This is a genomic window from Streptomyces sp. WAC 06738 (assembly GCF_003945505.1).
In the GTDB taxonomy this organism is placed as follows: domain Bacteria; phylum Actinomycetota; class Actinomycetes; order Streptomycetales; family Streptomycetaceae; genus Streptomyces.
In genome coordinates this window covers 2470751-2491148 of sequence record NZ_CP029618.1, presented here as the reverse complement: position 1 = coordinate 2491148, position 20398 = coordinate 2470751, and the positions used below count along the sequence as shown (strand labels likewise).

The 20398-nt window shown below is 73.1% G+C and carries 16 protein-coding genes; 8 read left to right on the top strand and 8 right to left on the bottom strand.

Annotation, left to right across the window (positions count from 1 at the left end; all coding sequences use genetic code 11):
- Positions 1-69: 69 nt before the first annotated feature.
- Positions 70-960, bottom strand: coding sequence for a siderophore-interacting protein (locus tag DMB38_RS10415; protein WP_125934935.1), 891 nt, complete (start codon positions 958-960; stop codon positions 70-72).
- A 398-nt stretch (positions 961-1358) separates the two neighbouring features.
- Here DMB38_RS10415 and DMB38_RS10410 point away from each other — a divergent pair, with 398 nt between their 5' ends.
- Positions 1359-1613, top strand: coding sequence for a hypothetical protein (locus DMB38_RS10410; RefSeq protein WP_240662104.1), 255 nt, complete (start codon positions 1359-1361; stop codon positions 1611-1613).
- Positions 1614-1667: 54 nt separating this feature from the next.
- Here the strand turns inward: DMB38_RS10410 and DMB38_RS10405 are convergent, their stop codons facing one another.
- The 4 genes from DMB38_RS10405 to DMB38_RS10390 are packed head-to-tail and all read right to left on the bottom strand — an operon-like array spanning position 1668 to position 7709.
- A complete protein-coding gene (locus DMB38_RS10405; protein WP_125934934.1) occupies positions 1668-2846 on the bottom strand; it encodes an acyl-CoA dehydrogenase family protein in 1179 nt (392 codons plus the stop codon).
- 5 nt (positions 2847-2851) lie between these two features.
- On the bottom strand, positions 2852-3802 hold the full coding sequence (locus DMB38_RS10400) for a hydroxymethylglutaryl-CoA lyase (protein ID WP_125934933.1): 951 nt from the start codon (positions 3800-3802) through the stop codon (positions 2852-2854).
- On the bottom strand, positions 3799-6054 hold the full coding sequence (locus DMB38_RS10395; protein ID WP_125934932.1) for a biotin carboxylase N-terminal domain-containing protein: 2256 nt from the start codon (positions 6052-6054) through the stop codon (positions 3799-3801). Before DMB38_RS10395 ends, DMB38_RS10400 begins: the two co-directional genes overlap by 4 nt.
- A gap of 14 nt (positions 6055-6068) precedes the next feature.
- Positions 6069-7709: a carboxyl transferase domain-containing protein gene (locus tag DMB38_RS10390; protein ID WP_125934931.1), complete on the bottom strand. Its 1641-nt coding sequence runs from the start codon at positions 7707-7709 to the stop codon at positions 6069-6071.
- A gap of 122 nt (positions 7710-7831) precedes the next feature.
- Here DMB38_RS10390 and DMB38_RS10385 point away from each other — a divergent pair, with 122 nt between their 5' ends.
- The 3 genes from DMB38_RS10385 (at position 7832) to DMB38_RS10375 (ending at position 10655) form a co-directional block, all read left to right on the top strand.
- Entirely contained in the window at positions 7832-8425 is a 594-nt protein-coding gene (locus DMB38_RS10385) for a TetR/AcrR family transcriptional regulator (RefSeq protein ID WP_125934930.1), read from the top strand.
- A 154-nt stretch (positions 8426-8579) separates the two neighbouring features.
- Positions 8580-9737, top strand: a complete 1158-nt coding sequence (locus tag DMB38_RS10380) for an acyl-CoA dehydrogenase family protein (protein ID WP_125934929.1) — start codon at positions 8580-8582, stop codon at positions 9735-9737.
- Between the two features lie 27 nt (positions 9738-9764).
- On the top strand, positions 9765-10655 hold the full coding sequence (locus DMB38_RS10375) for an acyl-CoA thioesterase II (protein ID WP_101424411.1): 891 nt from the start codon (positions 9765-9767) through the stop codon (positions 10653-10655).
- Positions 10656-10712: 57 nt separating this feature from the next.
- Here the strand turns inward: DMB38_RS10375 and DMB38_RS10370 are convergent, their stop codons facing one another.
- Positions 10713-11534: a phosphatase gene (locus tag DMB38_RS10370; RefSeq protein ID WP_125934928.1), complete on the bottom strand. Its 822-nt coding sequence runs from the start codon at positions 11532-11534 to the stop codon at positions 10713-10715.
- 91 nt (positions 11535-11625) lie between these two features.
- Here DMB38_RS10370 and speB point away from each other — a divergent pair, with 91 nt between their 5' ends.
- Entirely contained in the window at positions 11626-12597 is a 972-nt protein-coding gene (speB, locus tag DMB38_RS10365; RefSeq protein WP_125934927.1) for an agmatinase, read from the top strand.
- Positions 12598-12727: 130 nt separating this feature from the next.
- On the opposite strand, the gene DMB38_RS10360 is transcribed toward speB, so the two are convergent.
- Together DMB38_RS10360 and DMB38_RS10355 are read right to left on the bottom strand one after the other, a co-directional pair.
- Complete coding sequence (locus tag DMB38_RS10360) at positions 12728-13630, bottom strand: helix-turn-helix transcriptional regulator (protein WP_164715957.1); 903 nt, start codon at positions 13628-13630, stop codon at positions 12728-12730.
- A gap of 84 nt (positions 13631-13714) precedes the next feature.
- The gene (locus DMB38_RS10355; RefSeq protein ID WP_101424414.1) at positions 13715-13975 is read right to left on the bottom strand and encodes a DUF397 domain-containing protein; all 261 of its coding nucleotides are present in this window, start codon (positions 13973-13975) and stop codon (positions 13715-13717) included.
- 150 nt (positions 13976-14125) lie between these two features.
- Between DMB38_RS10355 and DMB38_RS10350 the strand changes: the two genes are divergently transcribed.
- The 3 genes from DMB38_RS10350 to DMB38_RS10340 all read left to right on the top strand — a co-directional run bounded on the left by DMB38_RS10350 (position 14126) and on the right by DMB38_RS10340 (position 20330).
- Positions 14126-14674, top strand: a complete 549-nt coding sequence (locus DMB38_RS10350; protein ID WP_240662102.1) for an ATP-binding protein — start codon at positions 14126-14128, stop codon at positions 14672-14674.
- 277 nt (positions 14675-14951) lie between these two features.
- Positions 14952-18713 carry an ABC transporter ATP-binding protein gene (locus DMB38_RS10345; protein WP_240662100.1) on the top strand — a complete coding sequence of 1254 codons (3762 nt, stop codon included), beginning with the start codon at positions 14952-14954 and terminating at the stop codon, positions 18711-18713.
- Positions 18714-18911: 198 nt separating this feature from the next.
- Positions 18912-20330, top strand: coding sequence for a S28 family serine protease (locus DMB38_RS10340; RefSeq protein WP_125934925.1), 1419 nt, complete (start codon positions 18912-18914; stop codon positions 20328-20330).
- The last annotated feature ends 68 nt before the right edge of the window (positions 20331-20398 follow it).

Here is a 20398-nt window from a genome sequence, read left to right as displayed (position 1 = left end):
AGGGAAGCCTAACCTAAGTAATTGGTCCTAGGGCCCCCGCCCCCGTCGTTTCGGCCACGCGCCGCCGGCTCATCCGTCCGCGGCCGCGTCGTCGTCGCCTCCGGTCTCGGCCTCGTGGCGGAACTGGTCCTCGGAGGCGCCGCGGCGCCAGTAGCCGGTGAAGGCGACCGACCGGCGGTCGAACTTCCGCTCCCGTACGAGCTGGCGGCGCAGCTCCCGCACCATCCCCGCCTCGCCGGCGAGCCAGGCGTACGGCGTGCCCGCGGGCAGGTCCGCGGCGCGCAGCGCGTCGACCACGCCGGCCGCGGGGCCGGTCAGCCAGGTCACCTCGGCGTCGGCGGCGGTGTGCAGCGCGATCGCGTCGTCGGGGTGCGGCACCCGTATCCACGCCTTCACCGGCAGCCCGGCGGGCAGCGACTCCAGGATCGCCGCGGCGGCCGGCAGCGCGGTCTCGTCGGCGGCGACGATGACGTGATCCGCGCCCTCGGGCAGCCGGAAGCGCACCCCGGTGTTGTCCGGCACGGCCGGGCCGAGCGCGATGATCCAGTCGCCGGGCCCGGCCTCGCTCGCCCACTGCGCGGCGGGGCCCGCGGGTTCCGTGTGCAGCACGAAGTCGATGTCGACCTCGCCGGGGCGCTGCGCGCGCACGGTGTACGAGCGCAGCACGGCCCGTACGCCGGGGTCGAGCGCGCGGTACTCGTCGAACCAGTCCGGTCCCGTGGGCATCACCGGTTCCGTCTGGCCGGGCTGGGGGAGGAACAGCGACAGGCTCTGGTCCCGGCCGCCGGAGGCGAAGCCTTCGAGGCTGCCGGGGCCGCCGGTGCCGTCGTCGCCGAAGGTGACGCGCAGGAGGGTGGGGCTGAGCCGCCGGGTGCGGGTGACGTCGAGGCGGAAGAAGCGGAACGGTTCGGCGGCGTCGGGCGCCGGCTCCGCCGTCTGCGTGGTCGGTTCCGTGGTCACGTCGGGCTCACCTTCCGGGCGGGTGCGGGGGTCGCGGCCGCGTCCCGCGTACGGAAGGGCCGGCAACGCAGATTAGGCTAACCTAACCTAACTCCCGTGCACAGGTACCGGAATCAGGCCATGAACCCCGCCTCCCGGCACGCCCGCGCGGCGCCCGGGTGCAGCGGCGCCGGGACATTGCTGTGAGGTGGTTCACGAACCGGACCGGTCCGGCAAGAAGCCGTCGGAAGAAGGTACGTTCCCATAATCTGGTGCCCCGTCGACGTGGACGGGAACGAGGAGCTGCCGCATGGGCCAGGGGTGGGAGGGGCGCTCCCGGCGCGACCGGGTGGTGACGGAGTACGTGGGCGCCGCGCTGCGGCGGCGCTTCCGGCCCGCTGCAGAGCGGGCAGGCGATCATGGGGCACGACGCGATGCTGGCGCTGGTCAAGGCCGTGGAGTTCGCCACCGGGCCGGGCGGCGGCGACCCCGTGGACGCGGGCGCGGTACGGCAGATGCTCCTGCAGCTCGGCACCACGAAGGAGGTACGGGGCCTCAGCGGGCCCCTCGGCTTCGACGCGTACGGGAACCCGAAGGGCCGGCCGATGGCGTACGTCGAGCTGCAGTGGCGGTCCGGCTTCCGGTACGTGCACAAGGCGCGGCTCTGGCCGTGAGCGCCGGGGCTCCGGCCGGCCGGCCCGGCTGACGGGCGACCGGCCGGCCCGCCGTCAGGCCGTGGGCGGCAGGCCCAGTTCGCGGGCGATCAGCATGCGCTGCACCTCGCTCGTGCCCTCGCCGATCTCCAGGATCTTGGAGTCCCGCCACATCCGCGCCACCGGGTACTCGTTCATGAACCCGTACCCGCCGTGGATCTGCGTCGCCTCGCGCGCGTTGTCCACCGCCACCGTCGAGGTGTGCAGCTTCGCCAGCGCCGCCGCCTTCTTGAACGGCTCGCCGTGCACCAGCCGCGAGGCCGCGTCCCGCCAGGAGAGGCGGGCGGTGTGGGCGCGCAGCTCCATGTCGGCCAGCTTGAACTGGATGGCCTGGTTCGCGCCGATGGGCCGGCCGAAGGCGTGGCGCTGCTCCGCGTACGCCAGCGACTCGTCCACGCAGCCCTGCGCGAGCCCGGTGGCGAGCGCGGCGATGGCGATGCGGCCCTCGTCCAGGATCCGCAGGAACTGGGCGTAGCCGCGGCCGCGTTCGCCCAGCAGGTTCGCGGCCGGGACGCGGACGTCGGAGAAGGAGAGCTCACGGGTGTCGGAGGCGTTCCAGCCGACCTTGGAGTACGGGGCGGCGACCGTGAATCCCGGGGTGCCGGACGGCACGATGATCGACGAGATCTCCGGCTTGCCCGACTCGCTCCTGCCGGTGACGGCGGTGACGGTGACCAGTCCCGTGATGTCCGTGCCGGAGTTGGTGATGAAGCACTTCGTCCCGTTGATCACCCACTCGCCGGCGGCCTCGTCGAGGCGGGCCGTGGTGCGCGTACCGCCCGCGTCCGAGCCGCACTCCGGCTCCGTCAGCCCGAACGCGCCCAGCATCTCGCCGGTGCACAGCTTCGGCAGCCAGGTGCGCTTCTGCTCCTCCGTACCGAAGTGGTAGACGGGCATCGCGCCCAGCGAGCAGGCCGCCTCCAGCGTGATCGCCACCGAGGAGTCGACCCGGGCCAGCTCCTCCAGCACGACGCCGAGCGCCAGGTAGTCGCCGCCCATGCCGCCGTACTCCTCCGGGAACGGCAGCCCGAACAGGCCCATGCGGCCCATCTCGCGCACGATGTCGTACGGGAACTCGTGCCGCTCGTAGTAGTCGCCGATCTTCGGCGCCACGACGTCGTGCGCGAACTCCTCGACGGTGCGGCGGAGCTGCTCCAGCTCCGGGGAGAGGCGGTGGTCGAGGCTGGGCGTCATCGGGGTCACTCCTTGTGGGAGAGGGCGGTCACGGTGCGGGACGGGCTCGGGCGGCCGAGGCGGTCGGCCATCCAGACGCTGGTGGCGACGAGCGCGTCGAGGTCGACGCCGGTCTCGACGCCGAGTCCCTGCAGCATCCACACGAGGTCTTCGGTGGCGAGGTTGCCGGTCGCGCTCCTGGCGAACGGGCAGCCGCCGAGGCCGCCCGCGGAGGCGTCGACGGTGGTGACGCCGTGCTGCAGCGCGGCGAGGGTGTTGGCGAGGGCCTGGCCGTACGTGTCGTGGAAGTGGACGCCGAGGCGCTCGACGGGGATGCCCTCCTGGGCGAGGGCGCCGAGCAGCGCGGCGACGTGGCCGGGGGTGGCGACGCCGATGGTGTCGCCGAGGCTCAGCTCGTCGCAGCCCATGTCGGCGAGCGCGCGGGCGGTCCGTACCACCTGGGGGAGGGGGACGGGGCCCTCCCAGGGGTCGCCGAAGCACATCGAGAGGTAGCCGCGGACGTGCAGGCCGTCGTTCTTGGCCTCCGCGACGACGGGGGCGAACATCGCGAGCGACTCGTCGACGGTGCGGTTGAGGTTGCGGCGGGCGAAGGTCTCGGTGGCGCTGGCGAAGACGGCGACGCGGCGGGCGCCGAGGGCGGTGGCGCGCTCCAGGCCGCGGATGTTGGGGACGAGGACGGGGAGGTCGACGGCGCCCGTGGCGGTCAGGTCGGCGAGGCGGGGGTACAGGTCCTCGGCGTCGGCGAGCTGGGGGACCCACTTGGGGTGCACGAAGCTGGTCGCCTCGACGGTGGTGAGACCGGCGGCGGCGAGGCGGTGCACGAACGCGGCCTTGACGTCGGTGGGGACGGTGGCCTTCTCGTTCTGCAGGCCGTCGCGGGGGCCGACCTCGTGGATACGGACCCGGGCGGGCAGGCCGGCGGCGGGCACGCGCATGGGGAGGGGCTGGGGGGTCATCGCGGGTCCTCCGGTTCGTCGCGCTGCCCGTCGCTCCGGCTGTCGCCCTGTCCGTCGCCCTGTCCGTCGTCGGGTACGACCAGGGCGAGGACCTGGTCCATGGCCACGGTCCCGCCGGCGACGACGTCCAGCTCGGCGACGGTGCCGGCGTGCGGGGCGGCGATGACGTGCTCCATCTTCATCGCCTCGACGACGAGCAGACTCTGCCCGGCGGCGACCCGGTCGCCCACGGCGGCCTTGACGACGGTCACGGTCCCGGGCATGGGCGCGGTGAGCGCGTCGGCCCCGGCGACGAGGGCACCGCCGCGGAGGGCGGCGTCGACGGGGTCGTGGTCGAGGAGATGCCAGACGTCGCCGTCGCGGCCGAGCCAGATCCCGCCGGGGGAGGCGGCGATGCTGAACCGGTGGGTGACGCCGTCGAGTTCGAAGGTGACGGAGGAGTCGTCGGCGTGGGCGAGGCGGGCGCGGAGGGGATGTTCCCCGACCCCGCCCCTTCCCGAAACCCGGGGGCTGGGCCCCCGGGACCCCCCGCGGGGCTCCGCCCCTTCGCCCTCGGCGGCGGCTTCGCCGCCCGCCGGGGCGGACACCGGCGCTCCGCGCGGTGCCGTGTCCACCGGACCACCAGGCGTGCCCGGGGTCTGGGGCGTGGCCCCGGTGCAGACCTCCGCCGCCGACGTCAGGCCCCTGACCCGTACCTCCACCGGGTCCCCGCCCGCCGTGCGGAACCACCGTGTCGTCCAGGCCGGGGGGCCGCCCGGGCGCCAGCCCGACGGCTCCGCGAAGGGGTCCGTCCAGCCGTCCGGGCCCGTCGGGCGGCGGGAGGCCGACTCCAGGGCCGACTGCGCCAGCAGCGCCGCCGCCGCGTACGCCTCCGGGGGCACCGGGGCCGCCGCCAGGCTCGCGCCCGTGCGGTCCACCAGGCCCGTGTCCAGGTCGCCCGACGCCACCGCCGGGTGCGCCAGCAGGCGCCGCAGGAAGCCCGTGTTGGTGTCCAGGCCCAGCACCACCGTCTCCGCCAGCGCCGCCCGCAGCCGCCGCAGCGCCGCGGCCCGGTCCGGGCCCCACGCGACGACCTTCGCCAGCATCGGGTCGTACGCCGTGCCGACCTCCGTGCCCTCCAGCAGCCCCGAGTCGACCCGCACCCCCGGCCCCGACGGCTCGCGCAGCAGCCGGACGCGGCCCGCCGAGGGCAGGAAGTCGACCCGCTCGCCGCCCTCCGACACCCGCGCCGTCTCGGCGTAGATCCGCGCCTCGACCGCGTGCCCCTTCAGCGGCACATCCGCGGACGTGAACGTCAGCCGCTCCCCGGCGGCCACCCGGAGCTGCCACTCCACCAGGTCGAGCCCCGTCACCAGCTCCGTGACCGGGTGCTCGACCTGCAGCCGCGTGTTCATCTCCATGAAGTAGTACGCGACCGGGCCCTCGCCGCCGCCCGGCACGATGAACTCCACCGTCCCCGCGCCCGCGTACCCGCACGACCGCGCCGCCTCCACCGCCGCCGCGCCCATCGCCGCCCGCGTCGCCTCGTCGAGCAGCGGCGACGGCGCCTCCTCGACGATCTTCTGGTGCCGCCGCTGGAGCGAGCACTCCCGCTCCGCGAGGTGCACCACGTTCCCGTGGCCGTCCGCCAGCACCTGGATCTCGATGTGCCGCGGCCGGTCGATCCACCGCTCCACCAGCAGCGTGTCGTCGCCGAACGAGCCCCGCGCCTCGCGCCGCGCCCCCGCGATCGCGTCCGTCAGCGCGTCCTCGTCCCGTACGAGCCGCATGCCCTTGCCGCCGCCGCCCGCCGAGGGCTTCAGCAGCACCGGCAGCCCGGTCTTCCGCGCCGCCGCCGCCAGCTCCGCGTCCGACAGGCCGCTGCCCGTCGAGCCCGGCACCACCGGCACGCCCGCCGCCCGTACCGTCTCCTTCGCGCGGATCTTGTCGCCCATCAGCTCGATCGCGTCCGCCGGCGGGCCGACGAAGACCAGCCCCGCCGCCGCGCACGCCCGCGCGAACTCCGCGTTCTCGGCGAGGAACCCGTACCCCGGGTGCACCGCCTCCGCGCCCGTCTCGCGCGCCGCGCGCAGCAGTTCGGCGGCCGACAGGTAGCTCTCGATCCGCACGGCCGTGTCCGCCTCGCGGACGTGCCGCGCGTCCGCGTCCGCGTCGGTGAAGACCGCCGCGGAGCGGATGCCGAGCGCCCGCAGCGTACGGATGACCCGTACCGCGATCTCACCCCGGTTGGCCAGCAGTACCGTCTCGAACATCGCCACCCTCCCCCTCACATCCGGAAGACGCCGAAGCCCTGCGCCGCGCCGTCCCTGGCGGGCAGCGGCGCGTGGGCGCAGGCGGTCAGCGCGAGCCCGAGCACCCGGCGGGTGTCGAGCGGGTCGATGACGCCGTCGTCCCAGAGGCGGGCGGTCGCGTAGTAGGCGTTGCCCTGCGTCTCGTACTGCTCGCGGATGGGCGCCTTGAACTCCGTCTCCTCCTCCGCCGACCACTCCTCGCCGCGCGCCTCCAACTGGTCGCGCTTGACGGTCGCGAGGACGGACGCGGCCTGCTCGCCGCCCATGACGGAGATCTTCGCGTTGGGCCACATCCACAGGAAGCGGGGGGAGTAGGCCCGGCCGCACATCGAGTAGTTTCCGGCGCCGTACGAGCCGCCGATGACGACGGTCAGCTTCGGCACCCGCGTGCACGCCACGGCGGTCACCATCTTGGCGCCGTGCTTGGCGATGCCGCCGGCCTCGTAGCTGCGGCCGACCATGAAGCCCGAGATGTTCTGGAGGAAGAGCAGCGGGATGCCGCGCTGGTCGCACAGCTCGATGAAGTGGGCGCCCTTCTGGGCGGACTCGGAGAACAGGATGCCGTTGTTGGCGACGATGCCGACGGCGTGGCCGTGGATGCGGGCGAAGCCGGTGACGAGCGTCGTGCCGTACTCGGCCTTGAACTCCTGGAAGCGCGAGCCGTCGACCACCCGCGCGATGACCTCGCGCACGTCGTACGGCGTCCGCGAGTCGACCGGCACGACGCCGTAGAGGCCGGCGGGGTCGTGCTTGGGTTCCTCCGCGGCGCGTACGGACCAGGGGGGCGGGCCGGGTTCCGGGAGGGTGTCGACGATGCCGCGGACGATGCGCAGCGCGTGCGGGTCGTCCTCGGCGAGGTGGTCGGTGACGCCGGAGGTGCGCGCGTGCACCTCGCCCCCGCCCAGCTCCTCTGCGGTGACGACCTCGCCGGTGGCGGCCTTCACCAGCGGCGGGCCGCCGAGGAAGATCGTGCCCTGGCCGCGGACGATGACCGCCTCGTCGCTCATCGCGGGGACGTACGCGCCGCCCGCGGTGCAGGAGCCGAGGACGGCGGCGATCTGCGGGATGCCGGCGCCGGACATGCGGGCCTGGTTGTAGAAGATCCGGCCGAAGTGCTCGCGGTCGGGGAAGACCTCGTCCTGCATGGGCAGGAAGGCGCCGCCGGAGTCGACGAGGTAGACGCACGGCAGCCGGTTCTCCAGGGCGATCTCCTGGGCGCGCAGGTGCTTCTTTACCGTCATCGGGTAGTACGTGCCGCCCTTGACGGTGGCGTCGTTCGCGATGACGACGCAGGCCCGGCCGCTCACCCGGCCGATGCCGGCGATGACGCCGGCGGCGGGCGCGCCGCCGCCGTACATCCCGTCGGCGGCGAGCGGGGCCAGCTCCAGGAACGGCGAACCGGGGTCGAGCAGGCCGTCGACGCGGTCGCGGGGGAGCAGCTTGCCGCGGGCGGTGTGCCGGGCGCGGGCCTTCTCGCCGCCGCCGGCGCGGGCGGCGGCGAGCTTGTCGTGCAGCTCGCCGGCGAGCGCGCGGTGCGCCGCCTCGTTGGTCCGCCAGGCGGCGCCGGCCGGGCCCGCGGGGTCGGCGGCGGTCGTCAGCACGGGTGCGTGGTCCACGGGGGCGCGCCCTTCCCTAGATGAGCCCGTACGGCCGTACGGGCCGACAAGCAGGTTAGCTGTCGTTAACCCCGTGCGCCCAAGGTTAACGCTCACTAACCGGGCTGTCTACAATGGACCGCATGAGCACCGAGGCCCCCGCCCCCACCCGTCGTGAGCAGATCCTGAAGGAGGCCGCGCGCCTCTTCGCGGACCGCGGCTTCCACGGGGTGGGCGTGGACGAGATAGGCGCGGCGGTCGGCATCAGCGGCCCCGGTCTCTACCGGCACTTCGCCGGCAAGGACGCCATGCTCGCGGAGCTGCTGGTCGGCATCAGCGAGCGGCTGCTGGAGGCCGGCCGCACGCGGGCGGCGGTGCGCGGGCCCGGCCCGGACGCGCCGCTGGACGCGCTGATCAGCGGGCACATCGACTTCGCGCTGGACGACCGCCCGCTCATCACCCTGCACGACCGCGAGCTGGACCGGCTGCGGGACGAGGACCGCAAGCTGGTGCGCCAGTTGCAGCGGCAGTACGTCGAGCTGTGGGTCGACGTCGTACGGGAGGTCTACCCGGCGCTGACCGAGGGCGCGGCCCGTACGGCGGTGCACGCGGTCTTCGGCCTCCTCAACTCCACCCCGCACCTCGGCGCCCGCGGCACCCTCCCCGACCGCGCCGCCACCGCCGCCCTCCTCCACCGCCTGGCCCGCGGCGCCTTCGCGGCGGCGCCGCAGCCGTAGCCGGTGCCGTGGCCGGTGCTGTGGCGGTGCCGTGGCCGGTGCTGTGACGGCCGCCGCAGGGGTGCGGCCTGGACAGCCGTGGTGACCCGCAGGTAACTTCGACTGCGAGGCGCTGAGCAAGCGCTTAGTCGGAGCTGGCCGGGAGGCGAGGACCATGCGGCGGACGGTGTTCAACGAGGACCACGAGGCGTTCCGCGAGACCATCCGCGACTTCATCGCCGCCGAGGTCGTGCCGTACTACCACGACTGGATGGAGGCCGGCGCCGTCCCCCGCGAGCTGTACAAGAAGCTCGGCGAGCTGGGGGTCTTCGGCATCGAGGTGCCCGAGGAGTACGGCGGGGCCGGGGAGCACAGCTTCAAGTTCAACGCCGTGATCAGCGAGGAGTGCGCCCGCGCCGGCGTCTCCTTCGGCGGCTCCTCCGTCCACACCGCGCTCTGCCTGCCGTACCTGCTCAAGTACGGCAGCGAGGAGCAGAAGCGCCGCTGGCTGCCCCCCTTCGTCTCCGGCGACATGATGACCGCCATCGCCATGACCGAGCCCGGCACCGGCTCCGACCTCGCCGGGATGAAGACCACCGCGAAGCTCTCCGACGACGGCACGCACTACGTGCTCAACGGCGCCAAGACCTTCATCACCGGCGGCGTGCAGGCCGACCGCGTCCTGGTCTGCGCCCGCACCGCGCCGCCGACCCCCGAGGACCGCCGCGGCGGCATCTCCATCCTCGTCGTCGACACCTCCTCCGCCGGTTACGCGGTCGGGCGCAAGCTCGACAAGCTGGGGCTGAAGTCCTCCGACACCGCGGAACTGAGCTTCACCGACGTCAAGGTGCCCGTGGGCGACCTGCTGGGCGAGGAGGGCAAGGCGTTCACGTACCTCACCCACAACCTCCCGCAGGAGCGCCTCGGCATCGCCGTCGGCGCGTACGCCCAGGCCGCCGCGGCCGTGCGGTTCGCGGTGGAGTACGTCAAGGAGCGCACCGTCTTCGGCCGGACGGTGGCGGAGTTCCAGAACACCAAGTTCGTCCTCGCCGACTGCAAGGCCGAGGTCGACGCCATGGAGGCGTACGTCGACCGCGCGCTGGAGGCGCACGACGCGGGCGATCTGAGTGTCGCCGACGCCGCCGCCGTCAAGCTCTTCTGCACCGAGCGCGCCGCCGTCGTCATCGACAAGTGCCTGCAACTCCACGGCGGCTACGGCTACATGAACGAGTACCCCATCTCCCGCCTCTACGCCGACACCCGCGTCACCCGCATCTACGGCGGCACCAGCGAGGTCATGCGCTCCATCGTCGCCAAGTCGATGGGCCTGTAGGGCCGCGGGCTCTGCGAGACTCGCACCATGGACGACGCCGCGCTCACCGCACTGGTCGACCTGCTGGACCTGGAGCAGATCGAGCAGGACATCTACCGCGGCCACTCCCGCGCCGCCGTCGTCCCGCGGGTCTTCGGCGGGCAGGTCGCCGCGCAGGCGCTGGTCGCCGCGGGACGGACCGTGCCCGCCGACCGGCCGCCGCACTCGCTGCACGCCTACTTCCTCCGCCCCGGCGACCCCGGCGCGCCCCTCGTCTACACCGTCGACCGCATCCGCGACGGCCGCTCCTTCACCACCCGCCGCGTCGTCGCCGTCCAGCACGGCCAGCCGATCTTCAACCTGTCGGCGTCGTTCCAGCTCCACGAGGAGGGCCTGGAGCACCAGGTGCCCATGCCGCCGGCGCCCGACCCCGAGACGCTGCCCACCGCCGAGGAGGCGATGCCGCGCTACGCCGTCAACTTCCTCGACCCGGCCCTCGCGCGCCGGCTGCTGGAGGCGCGCGCCGCGGTCGACCTGCGGTACGCCGAGCCGCCGCCGTGGGGCGGTGAGGCCGGGGTGCCGCGGGAGCCGCGCTCGCAGGTGTGGTTCCGTACGAACGGCAAGCTCGCCGGCGCCATCGACACCCCGCTGCTGCACGTCTGCCTGATGACGTACGTCTCCGACATGACCCTGCTCGACTCCGTGCTGCTCGCGCACGGCCGCGGCGGCTGGGCCGTCGGCGACGTCGTGGGCGCGAGCCTGGACCACGCGATGTGGTTCCACCGGCCGTTCCGGGCGGACGAGTGGCTGCTGTACGACCAGGAGTCGCCGACGTCGCAGGGCGGGCGCGGGCTGAGCACGGGGCGGATCTTCACCCGTGACGGGCGGCTGGCGGCGTCGGTGATCCAGGAGGGCGTGATCCGGGTCCCGCGGACCTGACGGGCGCGGGGACCCGGCCCGTACGGACCGGGCGCCGCGCGGCCGGGACCGGCCCCGCTACGGCAGTTCCAGCCCCGCCGCCGCCAGCAGGTACGCCGTCATCGGCGCGTACGCCGCAGGATCCGCGACGTGGTCGTCCAGCGGCACCGCCACCGCGAGCGTGCCCTCCGCCTCGCCGAGGAACAGCGCCGGGTCGTTGCAGTCCGCGTACCCCACCGCGTGCACACCGCGCTGCGCCGCGCCGCCCGCCCAGCCGTGGTCGGCGACCACCAGGTCGGGCAGCGGCTCGCCGGCCCGCTCCAGCGCGTCGAGGATCTGCCGCACCGGCTGCGGCGCGTGCGTGTGCCACAGCGTCGCGCCCCGCTCCAGCACGGCCACGTCGCAGAACTGCTGGACGTTGCCGTACGTCCCGTCGTCGCCCTCGCCTGTCCGCAGCCCCGGCGGCACCGTGACGATGTCGCAGCCCGCCGCGCGCAGCGCCGCCGCCGTGCTGCTGTGCACCTCCAGCAGCCCGCCGGGGTGGCCCGTCGCCAGCAGCACCCGCTGCCGGCCCGCGGCGGCCTTGCGCAGCTCGGCCGCCATCCGGTCCAGGCCGTCGACGGTCAGCTCCGGGTCGATCCGGTCCTGGCCCTGGGTGTGCGCGGGGTCGGCGACGACGCCGACGCGCTCGGCCATGACGGCGAGCACGTCGCGCTCGTCGGTCCAGCGGTCGCCGAGGTCGAGGCCGAGCCAGAAGCGCAGGTTGCCCTGGCTCAGCTCGCGGTAGTGGCGCAGGTTTCCCTCGCGGGGCGTGGCGACGTCGCCCGCGATCCGGGTGCGTACGAGGTGGTCGACGAGGGCGGGGCGGCTGGGTGCGTCAGGCAGGGACATGAGGGCCATGGTGTCATTGTCACCCGGACACATGTGCGGGGGCGCAGGTGTCCACTCTGTACAGCGGCCACCGTGCTGCCCTGCGCTTATCGTCGAAGGCATGAGCAGCACCGGCACTCCTCGCGGCCCCGTCGACTCCTCCCGCGTCCCGCGCTACGCGGGCCCCGCCACCTTCGCCCGGCTGCCCCGCCTGGACGAGGTGGGGCGCACGGACGTCGCCGTCGTCGGCGTCCCCTTCGACAGCGGCGTCTCCTACCGCCCCGGCGCCCGCTTCGGCGGCAACGCGATCCGCGAGGCGTCCCGGCTGCTGCGCCCGTACAACCCGGCGCAGGACGCCGCGCCCTTCGCACTGGCGCAGGTCGCGGACGCGGGGGACATCGCCGTCAACCCGTTCGACATCGGCGAGGCGGTGGCCACCGTCGAGGGCGCGGCCGACGAACTGCTGGCCACCGGCGCCCGGCTGATGACCCTCGGCGGCGACCACACCATCGCGCTGCCGCTGCTGCGGGCCGTCGCCCGCCGGCACGGGCCGGTCGCGCTGCTGCACTTCGACGCGCACCTGGACACCTGGGACACCTACTTCGGCGCCGCGTACACCCACGGCACGCCGTTCCGGCGCGCGGTGGAGGAGGGCGTGGTCGACACCGCGGCGCTCTCGCACGTCGGGATCCGCGGGCCGCTCTACGGGCGCAAGGACCTGGACGACGACGAGAAGATGGGCTTCGGCATCGTCACCTCGGCGGACGTGATGCGCCGCGGCGTGGACGAGGTCACCGACCAGTTGCGGCAGCGGATCGGGGACCGGCCGCTGTACGTGTCCGTCGACATCGACGTCCTGGACCCGGCGCACGCCCCGGGCACGGGCACCCCGGAGGCCGGCGGGCTCACCTCGCGCGAGCTGCTGGAGATCCTGCGCGGGCTGGCCGGCTGCCGGCTGGTCTCCGCGGATCTGGTGGAGGTGGCGCCCGCGTACGACCACGCCGAGATCACGTCGGTGGCGGCGTCGCACACGGCGTACGAGCTGACGACGCTGATGGCGCGGCAGATCGCCGGTGAGCGGGACGCGGGTTAGCGCAGGACGCGAGCCGGAGAAGGACGCGGGCCGGAGCACCACGGACCAGGCGCCGCCGCGCCTGATTCCCTGATGCCGTGTGCGCAACCCTGCCGGGCGGGCCGTGGGTGCCCGGGGTGCCGGGAGTCCGTCAGAACTCGTCGGCCAGGCGCTCCAGTATCCGCATGCTGCCCGCGTGCGTCTCGGCAGTGGCGCAGAGCCGGTCCATGACCAGCTTGTAGTTCTCCACCTCGTCCGGCTTGTCCAGGTAGAGCGCGCTGGTGAGCTGCTCCAGATAGACGACGTCGGGCAGGTCGGGCTCGGTGAAGCGCATGATGTGTATCGGCCCGCCGGCCGCCGCGAGGCCGCCGATGTCGAAGGGCGCGATCTGGATGGTGATGTTCTTGCGGGTGCCCATCTCCAGCAGGTGCCTGACCTGGCCCCGCATGACGTCCGGCCCGCCGAGCGGACGGCGCAGCGCGGCCTCGTCGACGACGACCCACAGCTTCGGCGCGTCCGGCCGGTCCAGCACCTGCTGGCGGCGCAGCCGCACGTCGACCTTGCGCTGGATCTCCTGCTCGGGCGCGCCCGCGTTGGCCAGCAGCGTGACGGCGCGGGCGTACTCCGCGGTCTGCAGCAGCCCGGGGACGAACTGGACCTGGTAGTTACGGATCAGCCCCGCGGCCTCTTCGAGGCCGAGCAGCGTCTCGAACCAGCCCGGCAGCACGTCGCCGTACTTCTGCCACCAGCCGGGGGAGCTGGCGCGGCGGGCGAGGGCCAGGAACTCGGAGCGCTCCTGCTCGTCCGTGACGCCGTAGAGGCTGAGGAGGTCGGAGACGTCGCGCTCCTTGTACCCCACGCGGCCGAGCTCCAGGCGGCTGATCTTGGCGTGCGACGCCCGGATCGCATCACCGGCCGCCTCACGGGAGACGCCGGCGGCCTCCCGGAGCCGACGCAGGTGTGTGCCCAGCAGGATGCGGAGAACCGTGGGCCCTCCGTGCTGCTGAGAGAGTGCCCTGCGTACCGATGACGTCTGCTCCGGTGACGCTGACATCTGGCCTGCCCCTGTCCCGCGGTGTGGTGAATCGACCGCTCAGTCTCTCACTGTGGAGGGTGCGGTGTACAGCTACTACGGAGTTCAACCAGGGCCCCTCGCCGCGCTGTTGACGATCAGATCGTCGAACTGGCCGTCCTTCGCGCCGAGCAGGAAGGCGGTGATCTCCGCCTGTGTGTAGATGAGGGCCGGTCCGCCCGGATCGCGCGAGTTGCGCATCGCAATGTCCCCACCGGGGAGTCCGGCGACCTCTACGCACTCGCCGTTCGGATTGCTGAAGCGACTCTTCCGCCAGGTGATTCCCGCCAGTTGATCCGCCGGTACACCGTTCATGACCTGCTGCATCCTGTCTCCTTCTGTGATCGCGACTCCAATGTACGTGCACCTGTTCTTGCGAATGAAATTGCATCCGTACTTGCAGCGGCAAGTGCACATCGATCACTATGGCATCGCAACCTGTTTCATCAACGTGCACGTGAGACTGGGGAGTTGGAGATGACCGCACCGGCTGAAGGGTGGGTGACCGCCTCCGAGTTCGCAGCGTGCACGCTCGAGGACGACCCCCGGTCGATATCCATCGCCCGCAACGTCGCCAGGGCGACGCTCCGCGGGTGGCAGTTGGAGGACCTGGTCGACGACGTCGCCTCGGTCGCCTCCGAGCTGGTGGCCAACGCACTGCGGCACGGTCTCTGCGAACCGTCCTGGAGCCAGGCCCCCCACCCGGTCGTCCTCAGCCTGCTGCGCCGCGGCTCGGAGGTCGTGTGCGCCGTCTTCGACCCCGGGACCGGCGTCCCGCGGGTGTGCGTCGCCGACCCCTTCGCGGAGTCCGGCCGCGGGATGCAGATCGTGGAGTGCCTCAGCGACAGCTGGGGCTGGAGCGAGCCGGGCCCCTACGGCAAGGCGGTCTGGGCCCGCTTCTCCGCGGGCGGCAGGGCCGCGGCCCCGGCGGAGGAACACGGCGTCGAGCAGCCCCTCACCCGGTTACTGGTACTCGTCGAGGTGCTCACGGGCAGCAGCCCGCCCCAGTTGCAGGCAGTGGCCTGACCTGCGCCCGAGCGCCCGCAGCCGCAGGCGGGCAACATTCCGTACGCATCCGAGAAACAAAAACCGGCGCCCGTAGGTTGTGGATCCTGGACCAGGACCATCGACACTGAGGCGGAGGCGGCCGGTGGCGGAACCATCGGGGAAGATCCCTGCGGCACGGACCCCATCGGACGAGACCCCCGCGAACGGGAACACAGCCGGGCGGAAGCCTTCGCGGAAGGCACCCGAGGGCTGGGCCCGGCGGCTCCTCCGGCACTGTCTGCGCTATCGCCGCAACGTGCTGCTCTCCCTCGGCGCCTCCCTCGCCGGGATGGGCATCATGGCCCTCGTCCCGCTCATCCCCAAGCTGATCATCGACGACGTGATCGTCTCCGGCGACCGGGCGCTCGCGCCCCTGGCCGCCCTCATGGTCCTCGCCGCACTCGCCGTCTACGGCCTCACCTATGTCCGGCGCTACTACGGCGGCCGGCTCGCCCTCGACGTGCAGCACGACCTGCGCACCGAGATGTACGACGCGATCGTCCGGCTCGACGGGCGCCGCCAGGACGAGCTCTCCACCGGCCAGGTCGTCGGCCGCGGCACCACCGACCTGCAGCTCGTCCAGGGCCTGCTCTTCATGATCCCGATGATGATCGGCAACGTGCTGCTCTTCGCGGTCTCCCTGGTCGTCATGATCGTGCTCTCCCCGACGCTCACCCTCGTCGCCCTCGGCGTCGCCCCCGCCCTGTGGTGGATAGCCAACCGCAGCCGCACCCGTCTCTTCCCCGCCACCTGGTACGCCCAGCAGCAGGCCGGCACCGTCGCCTCCGTCGTGGACGGCGCCGTCGGCGGTGTCCGCGTCGTCAAGGGCTTCGGCCAGGAGCGGCAGGAGACCGGCAAGCTCCGCGCCATCAGCCGCAAGCTCTACGCCGCCCGGCTGCGCACTGTCCGCATGAACGCCCGCTACACCCCCGCCCTCCAGGCCGTGCCCTCCCTCGGCCAGGTCGGGATGCTCGCGCTCGGCGGCTGGATGGCCACCCGCGGGCAGATCACCCTCGGCACCTTCGTCGCCTTCTCCACCTATCTCGCGCAGCTCGTCGGCCCGGTCCGGATGCTCGCGATGATGCTCACCGTCGGGCAGCAGGCCCGCGCGGGCGTGGAGCGGGTCTACGAGCTGATCGACACCGAGCCGGAGCTGTCCGACGGGCCCGGCGCCCACGAGCTGCCGGCCGACGCCCCCGCCGACGTCGAGTTCGACGCCGTGACCTTCGGCTACGACCCCGGCCACCCGGTCCTCGACGGGCTGACCCTGCGCGTCGAGCCCGGCGAGACCATGGCCGTCGTCGGCGCCTCCGGCAGCGGCAAGTCGACGCTGTCGATGCTGATACCCCGCTACTACGACGTCGCACCCGACGGCGGCGCCGTCCGCATCGGCGGCCACGACGTACGCGACCTCACGCTGCCCTCCCTGCGGGCGGCCATCGGGCTCGTCCCCGAGAACAGCTTCCTCTTCTCCGAGTCCATCCGGGACAACATCGCCTATGGCAAGCCCGACGCCACCGACGAGGAGATCCGCGCCGCCGCCCGCGCCGCGCAGGCCGACGGCTTCATCACCGCGCTGGGCAACGGCGCCGCCGCGGCCTCCGCCGACGGTGCCGGAGCGGCGGACGGCACCCCCGGCACCGGCCTCCCCGAGGGCTACGACACCGTCGTCGGCGAGCAGGGCATGACCCTCTCCGGCGGCCAGCGCCAGCGCATCGCGCTGGCCCGCGCGATCCTCACCGACCCCCGGCTGCTGCTCCTGGACGACGCCACCTCCGCGGTCGACGCCCGCGTCGAGCACGAGATCCACGAGGCGCTCCGCAGCGTCATGGCCGGCCGCACCACCCTGCTCATCGCCCACCGCCAGTCCACCCTGGCGCTCGCCGACCGCATCGCCGTCCTCGACGGCGGCCGGCTGGTCGACGTCGGCACCCACGAGGAGCTGCAGGCGCGCTGCCCGCTCTACCGGCGGCTGCTGACCGACCCGGACGAGCTGGCGGACCGCGAGCGCGACCCCGCGGGACAGGTCGCCGCCGACACCCACGCCAGCGTCGACGGCGTCACCCCCGACCTGTGGGTGCGCAAGGAGACCGGCGAGAAGAGCGCCGAGGGGGGCGGCAACTCCACGGCCTCCGCAGGCGATCCCTCCGGTTTCGCCGGCATGCTCGCCGGCTCGCCCGGCAGCCCTGAGCTGCTGGCCAAGGTCGCCGCCCTGCCGCCTGCCACCGACACCCCGGACGTGGACGAGGACCAGGCCGAGGCGCCCGAGGTCTCGTACGGCCTGCGCCGGCTGCTGCGCGGCTTCGGCGGCCCGCTCGCCATCGCCCTGCTCTTCGTCGCCGGCGACGCGGTCGCCGGACTGCTGCTGCCCGTGCTCATCCGGCACGGCATCGACGACGGCGTCCAGCGGCTCTCCCTCGGCGCCGTGTGGACGGCCGCGGGCCTGGCCCTCGCGGTCGTGCTCGGCCAGTGGGCCGCCCAGGTCGGCGCCACCCGGCTCACCGGCCGCACCGGCGAGCGCGTGCTCTACGCCCTGCGCGTCAAGATCTTCGCCCAGCTCCAGCGGCTCGGTCTCGACTACTACGAGCGCCATCTCACCGGCAAGATCATGACCCGGATGACCACGGACGTGGACGCCCTGTCCACGTTCCTGCAGACCGGCCTGGTCACCGCCGTCGTCTCGCTCCTCACCTTCTTCGGCATCCTGGTCGCGCTGCTGGTCATCGACCTCCAGCTCGCCCTGATCGTCTTCGCCACCCTGCCGCCGCTGATCGTCGGCACGTTCTTCTTCCGGCGGCAGAGCGTCAAGGCGTACGAACTGGCGCGCGAGCGCGTCAGCGTCGTCAACGGCGACCTCCAGGAGTCGGTCGCCGGACTGCGCATCGTGCAGGCGTTCCGCCGCGAGGACGGCGGCGCCGCCCGGTTCGCCGAGCGCAGCGACGGCTACCGCAGGGCCCGCGTACGCGGCCAGTGGCTCATCTCCGTCTACTTCCCGTTCGTGCAGCTCCTCGCCTCCTTCGCCACCGTCGGTGTGCTGTGGGCCGGTTCCGACCGGGTGGCCGCGGGGACGCTCACCGCGGGGGCACTCGTCGCGTACCTGCTGTACATCGATCTGTTCTTCGCCCCCGTGCAGCAGCTCTCCCAGGTCTTCGACGGCTACCAGCAGGCGGCCGTCGCGCTCGGCCGCATCCAGGAACTGCTGCACGAGAAGCCGTCCACGCCGCCGCCCGCGAAGCCGCGGCCGGTCGGGCAGCTGAGCGGCGAGATCGCCTTCGACGACGTGCACTTCGCGTACGACGGGCAGACGGAGGGTGCCGCCGAGGCGGCGCTGACCGGGCTCGACCTGACGATCCCGGCCGGGCAGACCGTCGCGTTCGTCGGCGAGACCGGCGCCGGGAAGTCGACGCTGGTCAAGCTCGCCGCCCGGTTCTACGACCCGACCCGCGGCGCCGTCCGCGTCGACGGCACCGACCTGCGCGAACTCGACCTCACCGGCTACCGCCACCGCCTCGGCGTCGTCCCCCAGGAGTCCTACCTCTTCTCCGGCACCGTGCGCGACGCCATCGCCTACGGCCGCCCCGACGCCTCCGACGCCGAGGTCGAGGCCGCCGCGCGGGCCGTCGGCGCGCACGACATGATCGCCTCGCTGCCCGGCGGCTACCTCCACGACGTCGCCGAGCGGGGCCGCAATCTCTCCGCGGGCCAGCGCCAGCTCATCGCCCTGGCCCGCGCCGAGCTGGTCGACCCCGACATCCTGCTCCTCGACGAGGCCACCGCCGCGCTCGACCTCGCCACCGAAGCCGCGGTCAACAGCGCCACGGACCGCCTCGCCGGCCGCCGCACGACCCTCGTCGTCGCCCACCGCCTGACGACGGCGGCCCGCGCCGACCGCGTCGTGGTCCTCGACCACGGGCGCGTCGCCGAGGACGGCACGCACGAGGAACTGCTCGCCCGCGGCGGCCGGTACGCGGAACTGTGGCGGACCTACGCGGGCTCGGTGGAACCCGCGGCGGCGTAGCCGTCCGCACCATCGCCCCGGGTGGTTCCGCATCATCGCTCGGCCCTGCCTTCCCTCTCCCCGACCCTTCATTCCGCTACTCAGAGTAATCGAAGCAGCGCAATGCGTGGAAAGTTATCCACAGGGGGCTCGGCGTCCTTCTCCGGCGTGGCCAACGCGGCTAGGTTCCGAGGGTCATTGTGAACCCGGGGAGGGAAGATGCGCAGGAAGCTCGGATGGCTGCTGAGTCTGGCCGTGCTCACCGGCACGGCGGGGCTGGGCAGTTCGCCGGTCGGTGCCGCCACCGCGGACGAGGCCGACATCAAGGACCGGCTCCTCTCGATCAAGGGCATGAGCCTGATCGAGGAGAAGCCGGTCGACGGCTACCGCTACTTCGTTCTGAACTACACACAGCCCGTGGACCACCGGAAGCCGGACGGCCAGACCTTCCAGCAGCGGATCACCGTGCTGCACAAGGACACCGACCGGCCCACGGTCTTCTCCACCGGCGGCTACAACGTCTCCACGACGCCGTCGCGCAGCGAGCCCACGCAGATCATCGACGGCAACCAGGTTTCGATGGAGTACCGGTTCTTCACCCCGTCCCGGCCCGATCCCGCGGACTGGAAGAAGCTCGACATCTGGCAGGCCGCCAGCGACCAGCACCGCATCTTCCGGGCGCTGAACGACATCTACGACGAGAACTGGCTGGCCACCGGCGGCAGCAAGGGCGGCATGACCGCCACGTACTACGAGCGCTTCTACCCGCGTGACATGGACGGCGTCGTCGCCTACGTCGCGCCGAACGACGTGGTGAACCAGGAGGACTCGGCCTACGACCGGTTCTTCGAGCGGGTCGGGACAAAGGAGTGCCGCGACGCGCTCAACGCCGTGCAGCGCGAGGCGCTGGTGCGGCGGGACGCGCTCTCCGGGAAGTACGCGGCGTGGGCCGCGGAGTCGGGCGCGACGTTCACCACGATCGGCAGCCTGGACAAGGCGTTCGAGGCGACCGTCCTCGACCTCGTGTGGGGCTTCTGGCAGTACAGCTCGGCCGCCGACTGCGCCGACGTGCCGGACGCCGCCACCGTCTCCGACCAGGAGCTGTACGACTACGTCGACGCCATCGCCGGCTGGTCCTTCTACACCGACCAGGGGCTCGCGCCGTACACGCCGTACTACTACCAGGCGGGCACCGAGCTGGGCGCGCCCACCATCCAGTTGCCGCACCTGAAGGACCTGAGCCGCTACGGCTACCAGCCGCCGCGGAACTTCGTCCCGCGCGACATCGACATGCGCTTCAAGCCGTCGGTGATGAACGACGTCGACAAGTGGGTGCGCCAGAACGCCGACCGGATGCTCTTCGTCTACGGCGAGAACGACCCGTGGGGCGCCGAGCCGTTCCGCCTCGGGAAGGGCGCGCACGACTCGTACGTCTACACCGCGCCCGGCGCCAACCACGGCGCCCGGGTCAGCCAGCTCCCGGAGGCGCAGCGCGCCAAGGCCACCGGGCGGATTCTCGACTGGGCCGGCGTCGAGGCCGAGGCCGGCACCACGAAGGCGAAGCCGCTGGCCGCGTACGACAGCGGGCTGGACAAGGTGACGAAGAAGGAGCTGCGGGAGCAGTCGCTCCGGCCGTGATCCCGGGCCGCTGAGCCGCACGAAGCCGCGCCCGCGGGTGTCATCGCCCGCGGGCGCGGCCGCGCGGC